Origin of the sequence: Paraburkholderia sp. MM5477-R1 (assembly GCF_050436385.1) — a bacterium.
Classification (GTDB): Bacteria; Pseudomonadota; Gammaproteobacteria; order Burkholderiales; family Burkholderiaceae; genus Paraburkholderia; species Paraburkholderia tuberum.
On sequence record NZ_JBNDMC010000007.1, the window covers coordinates 1589635 to 1603589 of the forward strand.

11 protein-coding genes and 3 pseudogenes are annotated in these 13955 nt (G+C 59.5%); 8 read left to right on the forward strand and 6 right to left on the reverse strand.

Going from position 1 to position 13955, the window contains the following annotated elements; translation table 11 throughout:
- Positions 1-99: 99 nt before the first annotated feature.
- The gene (locus OKW35_RS36170; RefSeq protein ID WP_184146021.1) at positions 100-846 is read right to left on the reverse strand and encodes an SDR family NAD(P)-dependent oxidoreductase; all 747 of its coding nucleotides are present in this window, start codon (positions 844-846) and stop codon (positions 100-102) included.
- 173 nt (positions 847-1019) lie between these two features.
- Positions 1020-1145 (reverse strand): annotated as a pseudogene (locus OKW35_RS36175) (IS30 family transposase); the annotation flags it as partial.
- A gap of 79 nt (positions 1146-1224) precedes the next feature.
- On the opposite strand from OKW35_RS36175, the gene OKW35_RS36180 reads away from it, so the two are divergent.
- The 3 genes and pseudogenes from OKW35_RS36180 (at position 1225) to OKW35_RS36190 (ending at position 2992) form a co-directional block, all read left to right on the forward strand.
- Entirely contained in the window at positions 1225-2292 is a 1068-nt protein-coding gene (locus OKW35_RS36180; protein ID WP_429554564.1) for a diguanylate cyclase domain-containing protein, read from the forward strand.
- Positions 2293-2369: 77 nt separating this feature from the next.
- Positions 2370-2480: pseudogene (locus tag OKW35_RS36185) on the forward strand (LysR family transcriptional regulator); the annotation flags it as partial.
- Positions 2481-2641: 161 nt separating this feature from the next.
- Positions 2642-2992, forward strand: coding sequence for an HPF/RaiA family ribosome-associated protein (locus tag OKW35_RS36190; RefSeq protein ID WP_184066411.1), 351 nt, complete (start codon positions 2642-2644; stop codon positions 2990-2992).
- Between the two features lie 676 nt (positions 2993-3668).
- On the opposite strand, the gene nhaR is transcribed toward OKW35_RS36190, so the two are convergent.
- Positions 3669-4565 (reverse strand): transcriptional activator NhaR, encoded by an 897-nt coding sequence (gene nhaR, locus OKW35_RS36195; protein WP_018419936.1) that lies wholly within the window; start codon positions 4563-4565, stop codon positions 3669-3671.
- 147 nt (positions 4566-4712) lie between these two features.
- Here nhaR and OKW35_RS36200 point away from each other — a divergent pair, with 147 nt between their 5' ends.
- Entirely contained in the window at positions 4713-5204 is a 492-nt protein-coding gene (locus OKW35_RS36200) for a CBS domain-containing protein (RefSeq protein WP_429355586.1), read from the forward strand.
- 82 nt (positions 5205-5286) lie between these two features.
- Positions 5287-6261 (forward strand): Tim44 domain-containing protein, encoded by a 975-nt coding sequence (locus OKW35_RS36205; protein WP_429554565.1) that lies wholly within the window; start codon positions 5287-5289, stop codon positions 6259-6261.
- 258 nt (positions 6262-6519) lie between these two features.
- Here OKW35_RS36205 and OKW35_RS36210 read toward each other — a convergent pair whose 3' ends face one another.
- Complete coding sequence (locus tag OKW35_RS36210; RefSeq protein ID WP_429554566.1) at positions 6520-7440, reverse strand: hypothetical protein; 921 nt, start codon at positions 7438-7440, stop codon at positions 6520-6522.
- 395 nt (positions 7441-7835) lie between these two features.
- On the opposite strand from OKW35_RS36210, the gene OKW35_RS36215 reads away from it, so the two are divergent.
- From OKW35_RS36215 to OKW35_RS36225, 3 genes are all read left to right on the forward strand, one after another.
- Positions 7836-8099, forward strand: coding sequence for a hypothetical protein (locus OKW35_RS36215; protein ID WP_429554567.1), 264 nt, complete (start codon positions 7836-7838; stop codon positions 8097-8099).
- A gap of 919 nt (positions 8100-9018) precedes the next feature.
- The gene (locus OKW35_RS36220; RefSeq protein ID WP_429554568.1) at positions 9019-10176 is read left to right on the forward strand and encodes an iron-containing alcohol dehydrogenase; all 1158 of its coding nucleotides are present in this window, start codon (positions 9019-9021) and stop codon (positions 10174-10176) included.
- 155 nt (positions 10177-10331) lie between these two features.
- Positions 10332-11843, forward strand: coding sequence for a CoA-acylating methylmalonate-semialdehyde dehydrogenase (locus OKW35_RS36225; protein ID WP_090805035.1), 1512 nt, complete (start codon positions 10332-10334; stop codon positions 11841-11843).
- 113 nt (positions 11844-11956) lie between these two features.
- Here OKW35_RS36225 and OKW35_RS36230 read toward each other — a convergent pair.
- Positions 11957-12965 (reverse strand): annotated as a pseudogene (locus OKW35_RS36230) (MDR family oxidoreductase).
- 146 nt (positions 12966-13111) lie between these two features.
- Positions 13112-13951, reverse strand: a complete 840-nt coding sequence (locus OKW35_RS36235; RefSeq protein ID WP_184043501.1) for an ABC transporter permease — start codon at positions 13949-13951, stop codon at positions 13112-13114.
- Positions 13952-13955: the final 4 nt, after the last annotated feature.

The following is a 13955-nucleotide window of genomic DNA, read 5'->3' on the forward strand; positions in this document are numbered from 1 at the left end:
AATCTGCTTTAAACGCATCCTCAAACTGGACCGTTTGCGGCTGCGTGGTCCAAGCGGTGCCCATATCGGATCTTGCCCGCGCGCGATGCGGCCAAGGATCTATATGAAGCTTGCGCCTCCGTTGACGGGGATCGTTTGGCCCGTGATGAATGCGTTGCCGACGACCATCAGCACGACCTCCGCGACCTCGCTCGCTTCGCCCAAGCGCCCGACGGGCAGCCTTTCTGCGACGTTGGACGCCTTAAGCGGTCCAGCCATTTCGGTGTCGATCGGTCCCGGTGCAACGGCGTTGACGGTGATCCCTTCGCGGGCGAGCCGTGCCGCATAGCCGCGCGTCAAGCCTTCGAGGCCGGCTTTCGATGCGTTGTAGTGAACGCCAACCAAGCCGGGGCCGCGGGCGGCGGCCGACGAGACGTTGACGATGCGGCCCCAGCGCCTCGCGCGCATGCCGGGCAGCACTGCCTGCGTGCAGAGAAACGCCGATTTCAGATTGACGGCGAGCGTTCGATCGAACTCCGCTTCCACGAGATCGTCTATGTCGACGATCGTCGCGGTGCCCGCGTTGTTCACGAGCACGTCGATCAGGCCGAGGCGGTTTTCCACCTCGGCGATCATCGCTTCGACGTCGTCTGCGACCGATACATCGGCGCATACCGCGATCGCGCGGCCTCCGGCGCGTTCGATTTCCGCGACGACGTCGGCCGCGTCGTTCTCGCGTTGCCGATAGTTGACCGCGACTGCTGCGCCGGCTGAGGCAAGCGCGATCGAAATGGCGCGTCCGATTCCGCGCGAGCCGCCGGTCACCAAGGCGACACGATCGTTTAAGTTGAGCGAATGAGCTGGCATCGTGGAACTCCTCGGTTGCGGGGGGTCGAACCGGTTGTGGCCTCGTCTGCGAGGCGTGGTGTCGCCGAGCGAGCGTTGCCGGAAAGCACCCTGGTTTGCCCCCTTCAAAGCGTCTTCGCCGGAAAGTCGCCCTCTTGCTTTGATCGATCTTTCGGCCGTTCTGGCTTGCGGATTCAACCGGTCGATGCAACAGTTTGATGAAATCGCTCAGCTGGTGTGTCGAAGTTTAATGTTTTCCGGGGGCGTTCATTGAGCCGCCTTGCTACTGCATTAAGCCGGGCCTGTGAGTAGACGGAGAGAGCGGCAAGAAGCATTGGTCGCCGGCAAAAGCGATAGAATGCCCGCTCTGCAAAAGACAATATTGACGGGGTACACGGCATGGAGCGGCCGGGCGCGCAGCGTTGGCATGAGCAAACGTTTCTAGGTGTCTTTCGCGGACAACCTGAGAAGGAGCAGGCGCTCCTCCGGATATGCCTGGGCACGGTCGTGTTGATCGGCTATATCGCCGTCGCCGCGCTCCAACGCACGGCCGCCGCGTATGACACTCTGGGTGTGGTTTTCGCATACGTGGTATTCGGCGTGGTGACATACATAGCCGCGGCCGCCGCGACAGTTCGGCCGCGCCTTCGATTGACGGTCACCACCATTGCAGACCAGGCGCTTGTCATGACTGCCTTGGCGCTCGGCGGGCGCGTGGCGCTGCCCTTGCTCTGGGTCGTGTTCTGGTTCCTTGTGGGTGCCGGTTGCCGCCACGGCAAGCGGCCGTTGCTACTTTCATGTGCAGTTGCGCTTGCAGGCGTCGTGATTTTGATGCACGTCGAGCCGTGGTGGAGAGAAAACCTCGCGGTGGGATTGGGCATCATGCTCAGCATCGCGGCGACTTCCGTGTACTTGATGGCCCTCGTGCATCGGCTCGAACGGCAGGCTGCGACGGACCCTCTGACAGGACTCAGCAACCGCATTCGCCTCGAGCAGGCGATCGCTAAAGCGACTGCGGCGCGAGACGACGATAAAGGACAGTCTGTCTTGATGTTCATCGATCTCGACGGCTTCAAGTACGTCAATGACGCTTATGGGCATGCGGTGGGTGATGAACTGTTGCAGTGCTTCGCCAACGGTCTGCAGACACGCATTCGCCGCGGCGATACGGTTGCCCGCCTGGGAGGCGACGAGTTCGCGGTGCTCGCCCGCCACGTGCATGGCGACGCCGGCGCGCGCGCGATTGCCGACGGTATTCACGACATCCTTCATGGGCTTCGAGAGATCGGCGGTCATCCCGTCGCCGTATCGGCCAGCATTGGCGTGCGCATGCTCGGTGCCAATAGCGCGGACGAACGTCTTGATGTACACGCCCTGATGCGCCAGGCCGATAGCGCGATGTATCGCGCCAAAGCGAACGGGACGGACAAAACCTCATTCTTCGATGAGACGGGTGCCGGCGCGTAAGCGGACAGGGTTCCCGGCGGTGCCCTGCTCGTGTTGGCGAGCGCATTTGATGCAGGTGCAGGGCCGCGGACGCGGCCGGGCGCGCGTTGCACGACGAAGTGCGCGAAGCGGCCAGCGGGACCGTCGCGCGCTTCGCGGTCGGCTTGACGGATGGCATTTCGAAGCTGGCCGTCCATGCCATTCTTGCTCCTTTGACGCAAAAGGTGTTGAGTGCGGCGCATGCGTGAGCGCGTTCGTGATCACGAAAAAGAAGGTTCGGTTTTTCCGAAGCTGCATTTCCGTTATTTCTGCTTTTTCCTCGACGCCTTCTCACCGTACTCTTGAGCCGTACCCACGAAGGAGGTGTCTCATGCAAGTCCTGTTCAAGTCCCGCGACCGTGAAGCCGTCCGTCTGCGCAGCTTCGCGCGCCAACGCATCCGGTTCGTGTTTCGCCGCATGGACTGGCTGATTTCGAAGGCGACCGTCAGCATGTCGGACATCAACGGCCCGCGCGGCGGACTCGACAAACGCTGCCAGGTGCAGGTGCAGACGCCCGATGCGACGCCTGTCGTCGTGACGTCGATCGCAAGAGACTGGCGCGGCGCACTCGATCTCGCGCTGGCCCGCGCGGCGCGTTCGATCATCCGCAGGCAGCAGGCGCGCATTGCGACTCGGGGTCCCCGTGATTTCGATGCCGTTTACCGGGGTAGCGGCCTCTAGGCGCGACAAGGCCTAGCGGACTGCCCCTAAAACAATGCCGCTCGATTGGTTCTGGAAGGCTCGGATAGCAACGCACCGCTGGGCGCTACCTATCACCGGAGCTTGGCGGCCGCCGGGTAATTCGCTTCCTGGCATTGCCATATCGGGCCCCTCAGTCGGTTGCAACCGGCGAACGCGGCGACGAATTGCCGGGACGTCGCCGCGATAAAGGCGAGATCGATTGTGCGACTGCAGTCAATACCCGCGAAACAGCGTACTGCCGGCTTTCCACCAGCATCCGTTGGTAAAGTAGTGAACGAACGACCGCAGTACTTCAGGAAGAGACGGTGGCAAGCGCTGTTGTCGAATGACATAAAGGGTCGATGGGCGACCTTTGCACCGTTCCATTTCTCGGCTCGCAAGGCGCGATCGGCCCAATCGAACTATCGCATTGCGATCATCGTCAGCGCAGCCGTATCGCGGACGACGCCGGCGCCTTAGTCGGGTTCCGCCTGCTGGCATTCCGCCTGATACCAACGCCACCGTTTTGCTGGAGCCTATTCATTTATCGCCGCTGCTCAATTCGTGGTGCTTATGCGAGTGCGTGGCCATCCGGCCGGGTGCGGCCATCGCCACCCACCGGCACGTCCTCTCACGAGGACATTCGAACGTCGCGTTCACATCGGAAACGACCCCGCTAAACGTTGAACAGTTCGCTACGCGCCGCGTCCATGATCATCGCGACAGCCGGGTGGCTGATGTGGCGCTCGATAGAGATTGCAAAAAATTCCTCGACGATCGAATTGATCTGCCCGACTATCGTCAGGTTGTGCTCTGTCTGCAACTGGCTTTCGAGCACGGTTGGCGCGAACAGCAGGCCGCGGCCTTCGCGGCCGAATGCCATGGTCATCGCTCCGTCGTCGAACTCGCCGACGATGCGCGGCGAAATGGCGTGCGAGGCGAGCCAGTGATCCAGCTTGCGCCGCACGGCGGATTCCGTGCCGGGCAGTAGCACAGGCAGCTTGTCGAGCGACATCGGGAAGCGTTTTTTGCTGCCTTGAATCAGCGCCTGGGTTCCGAAGCAGCTTAGCGTCGAACGTCCGAGGCGGTGATTGAATGCCTTGATGTTGACGTCGACGGGAATGGGGGCGTCCGCGATGATCAGATCGAGGCGGTGCACGGCCAGTTGCGCGAGCAGCGCGTGCAGTTTGCCTTCGTGACAGATCATGCGCAGCGACGCCGACGCGCTCAGCGCGGGTTCCAGCAGCCGGTACGCAATCGCCTTGGGGACCGAATCCGCGATCCCGACGCGAAACCGCGTTTGCGCACCGGATTCGCTTTCGCGCCGCACAGCGCTTTCGAGTTCCGAACCTAACGAAAATATCTCGTCGGCGTAGTCGAGCGCGAGGCGCCCCGCATCGGTCAGTTCGAGCGTGCGGCCGGTTTTCCTGAACAGCTTCTTATCCAGCGCCTCTTCGAGAAGCTTGATCTGGCCACTGAGCGTTTGCGGCGTGATGTGCAACTGCTCGCCCGCGCGCACGATGCCGCCCGCGCGAGCCGCGACCCAGAAGTAATAGAGATGCTTGAAATTCACGAACCCTCCACCGATTACGGAAAGATACGTTTTTCTCGAAGTATCAACAATAAAAATACGAATTTTATGTTGGCATGGGTTCAGTTAGATTGAAACCTCGCCCCGAAGCGTCGGCGGGCGTTTCATGACAGCTGACAGAGGTGACATATGGCATCGGTTGCAGAATTGCTGCGTGCGAAAGCTTCCCGGACAGTGTGGTCGATCGAGGCATCCGCTTCGGTTTGCAACGCGATATCGATCATGGCTCACCGGGAGGTTGGAGCGCTCATCGCCACGCACGACGGGCGCATAGCCGGCATCGTGACGGAGCGCGATTACGCCCGGAAGATCGTTCTGATGGAACGCTCGTCAACGAATACGCCTGTGCGCGACATCATGTCGACGGCGGTGCGTTATGTCAGTCCGGAGCAGACGACGGACGAGTGCATGGCGATCATGACAGAACATCGGATTCGCCATCTGCCTGTGATCAGGGCAGGGCAGGTGACAGGAATGGTGTCGATCGGCGACCTGATCAAGAACCTGATTTCCGAGCAGGAACACACCATCCGGCAACTGGAGCACTACATCCACGGCAACGGTTTTCACGCCGCTTTTGATGGATCGAAGGCACAACTAGCGGCGAGCTTGCGTAGCTAAAAATATTACTGTTCGTAATGTATTTGCGCGCGCAAATGGAGCGCGTTGCGGGCAGTTTCGCGACTCATCGAAAGAGGTTTTTATGTACACGCAAATCATCAACAAATTACGACTTGCTGCCGGTGCAGTCACGCGCGGGACGGCCGTGCTGGGTCTGGCGGGACTGCTGGCGCTGGGCGCCGTGGCGTCGAACGACGCCGAGGCGAAGCGCGTAGGCGGGAGTCAAAGCATCGGGCGGCAGTCGCAGACGGCGTCGCCGTCTGGACAAGCGCAGCAAAGCCAACAGGCACAACAGGCACAGCCGGCACAACAGGCCGCGCAGGCGCCTGCTGCGGCAGCGGGTAACCGCTGGATGGGCCCGCTGGCGGGTCTCGCTGCGGGCCTTGGGATTGCAGCATTACTGTCGTCGTTTGGCCTGGGCGAAGGGCTGGCGCAGATGCTGTCGAATGCGTTGCTGATCGGGGCGGTGATTTTCGCCGGCGTGATGCTATTCCGCTTTATCGCCAACCGGCGTCGTCCGGATCTTGCCTATGGACACGGTCCCGTGAACCGCCAGCAAACGAACGGCTCACGGTTTCTGAATCAGATCCCGCAAGCGCGGCCTGAAGCGAACTTGCGGGGCTGGCCGAACGCGGCGATGGGTTCGACGGGAGCAGCGGACACGGAGAGGACAACGGGACTACCACGCGAGCAAGATCAGGCGGCGTTTCTTGTATCGGCAAAGACCTTGTTCATGCGCCTTCAAGGCGCATGGGACCGGAACGAGCAGGGTGACCTGTTCGAATTGACGACGCCGGAGATGTTCGCGCAAATCAAGCGGGATCTCGAAGCTCGGGGTCGCCAGGTGAGTCATACGGAAGTCACGCAACTTGACGCGGAAGTGCTTGGCACAGAATGCAATGCGGATGAAACGCTGGTTAGCGTTCGCTTTTACGGTCAAATGCGGGAAGACGATGCGCCGACTGCCCAGCCGTTCCAGGAAGTCTGGAACATGGTCAGCGACGCACGTGGCAACCAGGCGTGGCGACTGGCCGGCATTCAGCAAATTGACGGATGAGAGTGTAGTTGAAACCGGCAGCGGCCTGCTGCCGGTTACTCGTTGGGGTGGCGCGCGCCGCGGAACTACCTGAGACCAACCTTTCGCCAGCGACCGTGCGTGAGAAAGCCGAGCGCCACTTGCGGAGTGGCAAACGCTGCGCGCATGAGGCGATAGTCGGCCAACAAGCGACCTTCGCTGTCAGACGCAGTTGGACATCCGAGCGTCGGTAGCGCTTCGGAAGCGGACGCTGAGGAATACGCCGACGCTTCAATAGCCTTATCTGCCATAGATCTTCTTCATGGCTGCGGCTAGCAACGATTCCTTAACCGGCGCAGGCGGCGAGCTCTTCTGAACCGGTGCAGGTTTTGGCGGTAAATTTTCTGAAGGCCCAGGGCGGAACTTCGATTTTGTGCCCTTTCTGACGCTCGCAGTTTCGGGGAACTGCTCGACCATCTTGTCCGTCGCTTGGGTCAGCAGCGCAGCACCGATTCTCAAGGCCTGTGCAATATAACCGCGGTCTGCTTCGTTCTCGACTCCCGTTCCCCGCCCATTTGGCTCCATGCGGTAAAACGATAGTGGGAGAACATGCACGTGCTGTGACCACAGGTCATAGAGAGCATCGAACTGTCCCTTCTGGAAGCCGACCTTCGCGAGCATCTCGTCCCGAGTGTCGATCATTAAGAAGCGGCCGTTGAGGCAATTCTTTTGCACTCCAGCCGGCAATGACTTGAAATATTCGTTCTGTTCGAGGCGTTGGCGCAACTCCTCGCGCTGTTTCCCAAAACCTTCGAGGTGCTGCGTCAGTCCTTGATTTGTATGTAGCTCGATGCGCCTAGTGCAATCGTTAAGGTGCATCACGTTGATGCGCGCCCCCATCTCTGCCTCGCTCTTCGCAGGCTCGATCAAATAGTTGAAGAGTAAGAAACCGTCTAACAGCGATCGCGCGTGTCCTGCCACAGCCCCAAGTTGCCAGTCGTCAAAGTCGGCGCGGACCCACCGGGATTTAGGTGCAGCGCGTATGAACGATACACCTGCACCGCACATGCGCGTGAACACATAGGAAGCGTAGCCTACGTTCATCGTCGCTTGACGCCAAGAGGATGCTTGGCTCACGGCGATTGCTTCACATATCGCCAGGTCAAATTCGGCGATTGCTTGTTCGTAGGTGGAACGATCTACGGCTGCGGGTTTACCCATGGGCATTTGTCATCCCCGTCGGTCAAGTCTTGCATCTTCGGAAAAATCACGTCCCCATTGTTTTGCTGCAAATGCCGATGGACGATGCCCAACTGTTTCTTCACTGCGGCACCGACGGCGAGCGTCAATTGAGACATCGTACTCACCGAAAGGAGAGCCGCGGCACTTATCTCGCGGACCGGTAGATGTCGGTTGCCCGGCCAAGTTCGGCCGTTGGAGGTATTACTAACTTACGTCTCCGATGGGTCGATGCCGGCCTCTCGTTGCCACGCACGCCGCTCGCTCAACATACGCAATCACCGATCCAGGCACGACGCCGACAGCCACGTCGGTCCCGCCGATGCCCCACCTTTCTGGCCTAAAATATCTCAAAAGAGCATCCGCCCGGGGGCATCATGAAAGCACTTATCGTTGCTGCGACATTGACGGCTGGCTGTTCCCTCGCCTACGCGCATACTTACCCGCAGGGAGCGCTGGCTGACCAAAGCATGGGGGCCTATAGAGCGCAATTGGAAGCGCAGAAGCAACAGATCGAACTCCAGAACGAACAACTCCAATTACTGAAACAACAGCGCGACCTGGATTTGCTGAGGCAGCAGCGCGAACTGAATTCGCTGAGACAACAGCGCCAATTCGACTTGCTGAGACAGCGGCGCTAGATCGCTGTGAGGCGCGGCACCCGCCTCAAGATCCGGCTTGGCAACGGCCATTGCAGCGCCGAACGTTCAGTCTGTGTGGCGCCACTGGAGGGCATCAGGCGTTGAAGTCCTATATGCAAGTAAAGCATTCCTGCTCGCACCAGCCGAACGTCGCGACCGACATCGTGTTCGAAGCGGAGAAGAACTGCTTGTAATATCGATCGAGGGCGGCGGGGCGGATCAGCGCAGATGTCCCCGCCGTAGGTCGCTCTCGCGCGCGGCGACCGCTCACATGACGTGGACGAGATCAATGTAACTGCTTCTTCAGATCGCTCAGTTCGGCGGGGACGGGCAAAAATAGCCTTCCACCTCGCCCCGACGGGCATAGCCATAAGTAAAGCGGACCCATCATCGGCTTTTTTATTGCTTTACCCGCTCCTCGTTCTAACCGACAGTAACCTCAGCGCGCCGCCACGGCAGCTTGCAGCCGAAACGCGATTGATCAGTGCTGACGGCTACCGACGACAATGATGACCTGCATTGCAGCAAATCTGCGGGTCCGGGAGACGAGACGATGAGTCATGTGGAAGCTTAATCAACTATCGGCTTACGAAGTCAGGGCCATTCACTTCGGGCAACGCACGGTCGGCCCGGCCATGGGCATATCACTTTGCCGCTATCTCTGTTAATGACGCTGGATTTATTGCGTCATCGCGATGCACGCCTGCAGGGACCTCTCGAAAGGGTGATGCCTAACTGGGAATTAACGAACACCGAAAACCATACCGCTCCGGCAAGTTTCACCATTCCCAATAGCAAAGATATCGATGTCTGGTTATCTAAATTATCAGAAAGACAAGGCATCGAGATGAAGACTTCAATTAATGATTAGATCCCGGATTGCTTTTTATATTTAACCGACATTCATACTGGATTCGATATGTCTAACCATGTGATTTTGCCGCGCATCCTCCAGGTCGGCGCCAACGCCAGCGAGACAGTTCCCACGGTTCTGGCGACTCTCGGCTGCAGTCGACCTCTGATCATCACCGACAAGATGATGGTGCAGCTGGGCTATGCCGGGCGCATTCAGGAAAATCTCGCCGCCAATGGCATGACAGCCGAAATTTTCGCTGATACGGTCCCCGAGCCCACGGTTGACTCGATTCGAGCTGGCGTGGAGAAGGCTCGCGCAGGAGACTACGACAGTATCATTGCACTGGGCGGCGGCAGTCCGATCGACAGCGCCAAGGCGATTGGCATTCTTGCCAAGCATGGTGGAGAAATGCGCGACTATAAGTTTCCGCGCGTTGTTACCGAGGTTGGGTTGCCCATTATCGCGGTGCCCACCACTGCGGGAACCGGCTCGGAAGTGACCCGTTTCACGATCATCACTGACCAGCAGAACGACGAAAAAATGCTCTGTGTGGGCATCGGCTTCATGCCCGTGGCAGCCTTGGTCGACTATAACCTGACCCTCAGCCTGCCGCCGCGCGTCACCGCCGATACGGGTATTGATGCGCTGACCCACGCGATCGAAGCCTACGTCAGCCAGAAAGCCAACCTGTACAGCGACAGTCAGGCCCTGGCGGCCATGCGCTTGATTGGCCCCAATCTGCGTAAAGCCTATCGATCCGGCCAGGATACAGCCGCCCGCGAAGCCCTGATGCTCGGTTCGACGCTCGCCGGTGTGGCGTTTTCCGCTGCGTCCGTGGCGCTGGTACACGGCATGAGTCGACCGATCGGCGCCTTTTTCCACGTTCCCCATGGGCTGTCCAACGCCATGCTGCTGCCCAGTGTGACCGCGTTCTCGATCCCGGCGGCGGAAGAACGCTACGCTGATTGCGCTCGTGCCATGGGCGTGGCCGACAGCCAGGACAGTACGCAGGCCGCCAACGCCAGGTTGCTCGCTGAATTGCGGTCGATCAACGATGACCTTCAGGTGCCGACGCCCGAACAATTTGGTATCGACCGCGAGCGCTTCTTCAGCTTGATGCCGACCATGGCGCGGCAGGCTCTGGCCTCCGGCTCGCCTGGCAATAACCCACGCGTGCCCTCGGTCGAGGAAATGGTCGAGCTTTACCGCGGTCTGTGGTAAGCAAATTCCCCCCTCAAAAAAACCGCATCTGAGCTATCGAAGTGAAGGTCATTCAGATGCGACAACAACTCTTGGCATCGGGAAGCAGAACCCTATTCCCATCGCCCATTTTTGTGGCCCTTAGAGCCTGTTCCGATCCCAGCAAGGAGTATGAAATGCAGCCCTTCAACGACGACGCAGACGTGGTTCACTTCATCAACGGTCGCCGCGTGCCTGGCTCAGGCACTCGAAAGCAGCCGATATTCAACCCCGCGACCGGTTCTCCGGCACGCATGCTGCACCTCGGCGACGCGTCCGACGTAAGTGCCGCCGTAGCGTCGGGGAAACAGGCGTTCCAGGGATGGAGTAATACGCCACCCATCCGTCGCGCGCGCGTCATGCGCCGCTTTCTCGAACTGATGAACCAGCACAAGGACGAACTGGCAGCGATCATGACCGCCGAGCACGGAAAAGTGTTCAGCGATGCGCAAGGCGAAGTGGCACGGGGCATCGATGTGATCGAGTTTGCCTGCGGCATTCCGCAATTGCTGAAGGGTGACCATACGGAACAGGTGTCGACCGACATCGACAACTGGACGACCCGCCAACCACTCGGCGTTGTCGCGGGAATCACGCCTTTCAACTTTCCGTGCATGGTTCCTTGCTGGATGTTTCCGATCGCGATTGCCGCAGGCAATGCGTTCATTCTGAAGCCCAGCGAGCGTGATCCCTCAGCGTCGCTCTACATGGCCCGCTTGCTGCAGGAAGCCGGGTTGCCTGACGGAGTGTTCAACGTCGTGCAAGGGGACAAGATAGTCGTGGATGCTCTGCTCGAACATCCTGACGTAAAAGCGATCAGTTTCGTCGGTTCGACGCCGATTGCCAACTACATCTACGAGACGGGAGCAAAGCACGGAAAACGGATCCAGGCGCTTGGCGGAGCGAAGAATCACATGGTTGTGATGCCCGACGCTGACATTGATCAAGCCGTCGACGCTTTGGTCGGCGCAGGCTACGGCTCCGCGGGTGAACGGTGCATGGCGATCTCGGTCGCAGTCCTCGTAGGCGACGTTGCGGACAAGCTGATTCCGCGGCTCGCTGATCGAGCACGCTCCGTAATAGTAAAGAACGGCACGGAGCCCGACGCCGAGATGGGGCCGATCGTCACACGTCAGGCGCTGGAACGCATTGAAAACTACATCGCGATTGGCGTCGAAGAAGGCGCGTCGCTGGTTGTCGATGGACGTGGCCTCAAAGTTCCGGGGCACGAGGAAGGCTTTTTTACCGGTGCCACGTTGTTCGACCACGTCACGCCCGAGATGCGCATCTATCAAGAGGAAATCTTCGGACCGGTGCTGTCCTGCGTCCGTGCGAAGGACTTTACAGAGGCCGTCGACCTGGTCAACGCGCACGAATTCGGCAATGGCGTCGCCTGTTACACTCGCGATGGACACATCGCGCGCGAGTTTGGCCGGAGAATTGAGGTTGGAATGGTTGGCATCAACGTACCGATTCCGGTACCGATGGCGTGGCACGGATTTGGCGGCTGGAAGCGTAGCTTGTTCGGTGACACGCACGCGTATGGCGAAGAAGGCGTCCGGTTCTATACGCGTCAGAAGTCAATCATGCAACGCTGGCCGGAGAGTATCGAGCAAGGTGCCGAATTCGCGATGCCGACGGCGAGGTAGTCTTTCCACTGCAAAACCCGCTACAGCTCCCGTGCTGCCACATCCCGGCACGGGAGAGCACACCACCGGTCCTGAAGTCGCAGACCTTCAAATCCGAACGGAAGCGCCCGACATCATGCGCTGCGGCAAATGTCGACAACCGTGCGACCGCTCAGCTTTCCATCCATCATTTGCACGGCTGCCTCCGGCACGTCGTGCAACGCTATTCGGTGCGTGAGTTCGGCGAGCTTTGCTCGATCCAGATCCGCAGCGAGCCGATTCCACGCTATCTGACGATGAGCGATCGGACACATAACCGAGTCGATGCCCAACAGTTTTATACCGCGCAGAATGAAAGGCGCAACGTTCGCCGGGAACTCCATGCCTTGCGCGAGACCACATGCCGTTACGGCGCCGCCATATTTCGTCTGTGCGCATGCGTTGGCAAGCGTATGCGAGCCGACAGAATCCACCACCGCCGCCCAGCGCTCTTTCTGCAACGGCTTGCCGGCTGCCGACAGCGAGTCCCGATCGACCACATCGGCGGCGCCGATACGCTTCAGAAAATGCGCCTGCTCCGGCTTGCCCGTCGATGCCACGACCGTAAATCCCCAACTGCTCAATAGCGAGATTGCCACGCTGCCCACACCGCCGCTCGCGCCGGTCACGAGGACTTCACCGTCGGCCGGCTTGACACCGGCCTGTTCCAGCGCAAGGCAGGATAGCATCGCCGTGTAACCGGCCGTCCCGATTGCCATGCTTTCGGCCGTTGATAGTCCCTGCGGTACCGCAATCAGCCAGTCGGCCTTCAGGCGGGCTTTCTCTGCGAGGCACCCCCAGTGTGTTTCGCCGAGGCCCCATCCGTTGACGAGGACAATATCTCCCGCTTTCCAGCGAGAATCTGTCGATGTCACCACCTCGCCGGCGCCATCGATACCCGCGACCATTGGCCAGGCGCGTACGACCGGACCGCGGTTCGTGACCGCTAGCGCGTCCTTGTAGTTAAGCGTCGAGTGCGCGATACGAATGGAGCACTTCGCCGGCTGCGAGGGGATGCTCGTCGAGGGTTCGGTCATCGAGGCTGGTAACCCCGGCCGAAAAACCGCTGTCATTCTGCTGCAGATAAAGGGCTGAAAAAGCCATGCTTGACCTCTTTGACGGTAAAACGCAGGCGGTCAGGCATGGCGAAGTGATACATCCGGACAACATAAACCATTCAAGGATGTACCACTGCGCCATGCCTGACGGCTTCCACGGGCATAAGGCGACAGGTGCCGCGGCAAGCAATGTCACGTCGCTATCTGCCGCGCCGCGCTTCTGGACCTCAGCCACTCCATCGTCACCAGAAGCAGGCTCGAAAATACAATCAGAATTGTCGCAAGGGCAGCAATCGTCGGCGTAATGTTTTCCCGGAGGCCGATGAACATCTGCAACGGCAATGTACCTTGTGTCGGACCCGCGATGAACATCGTGATGACGACATCATCGAGCGACGTGGCGAATGCAAACAGGGCTCCAGAAATAACGCCCGGCGCAATGATCGGCAGGGTGACGGAGAAGAACGTCCTGACGGGCGACGCACCGAGGCTCAGGCTCGCGCGCACGTAATTCTGGTTGAACCCGGCAAGGGTGGCGTTGACAGTGACCACCACGAATGGAGCAGCGATAGCGGTATGACCCAAAATCAGACCAAGGTACGACCCGGCTAAGCCCCACTTCGCAAAGAACAGATACATCCCGACGGCAGTGACGATCACCGGCACGATCATCGGCGAGATCAAAATGCCGATCAGCGCGCCCTTGCCTTTGAACGTCGCCTTGTTGAGGCCCAACGCGGCCAACGTCCCGAGGACAGTGGCCAGGATCGTGGCAAGCGGGGTTACGATGAAGCTGTTTTTTCCGGCACGAAGCCAGTCAATGGACGTAAACAGATTGTGGTACCACTTGAACGAGAACTTGTGTATCGGATAGACCAGGAATGTATTGTCCGTGAAAGAAAGCGGGATGATCACCAGTATCGGCAAGACCAGAAAAAGCAGGATCATGACATTGGTCGATCGCAAAAAGTAGTGCCACGCGATCTCGGGAGCCGATGTATAAGGTGCAAAACGCAATACGGTCGTTTTCATGGTC

Bases quoted from the DNA above. Each gene is read 5' to 3' on its own strand.
- OKW35_RS36170 (WP_184146021.1), bottom strand. From the start codon at position 846: ATGCCAGCTCATTCGCTCAACTTAAACGATCGTGTCGCCTTGGTGACC.
- OKW35_RS36180 (WP_429554564.1), top strand. From the start codon at position 1,225: ATGGAGCGGCCGGGCGCGCAGCGTTGGCATGAGCAAACGTTTCTAGGT.
- OKW35_RS36190 (WP_184066411.1), top strand. From the start codon at position 2,642: ATGCAAGTCCTGTTCAAGTCCCGCGACCGTGAAGCCGTCCGTCTGCGC.
- OKW35_RS36200 (WP_429355586.1), top strand. From the start codon at position 4,713: ATGGCATCGGTTGCAGAATTGCTGCGTGCGAAAGCTTCCCGGACAGTG.
- OKW35_RS36205 (WP_429554565.1), top strand. From the start codon at position 5,287: ATGTACACGCAAATCATCAACAAATTACGACTTGCTGCCGGTGCAGTC.
- OKW35_RS36210 (WP_429554566.1), bottom strand. From the start codon at position 7,440: ATGGGTAAACCCGCAGCCGTAGATCGTTCCACCTACGAACAAGCAATC.
- OKW35_RS36215 (WP_429554567.1), top strand. From the start codon at position 7,836: ATGAAAGCACTTATCGTTGCTGCGACATTGACGGCTGGCTGTTCCCTC.
- OKW35_RS36220 (WP_429554568.1), top strand. From the start codon at position 9,019: ATGTCTAACCATGTGATTTTGCCGCGCATCCTCCAGGTCGGCGCCAAC.
- OKW35_RS36225 (WP_090805035.1), top strand. From the start codon at position 10,332: ATGCAGCCCTTCAACGACGACGCAGACGTGGTTCACTTCATCAACGGT.
- OKW35_RS36235 (WP_184043501.1), bottom strand. From the start codon at position 13,951: ATGAAAACGACCGTATTGCGTTTTGCACCTTATACATCGGCTCCCGAG.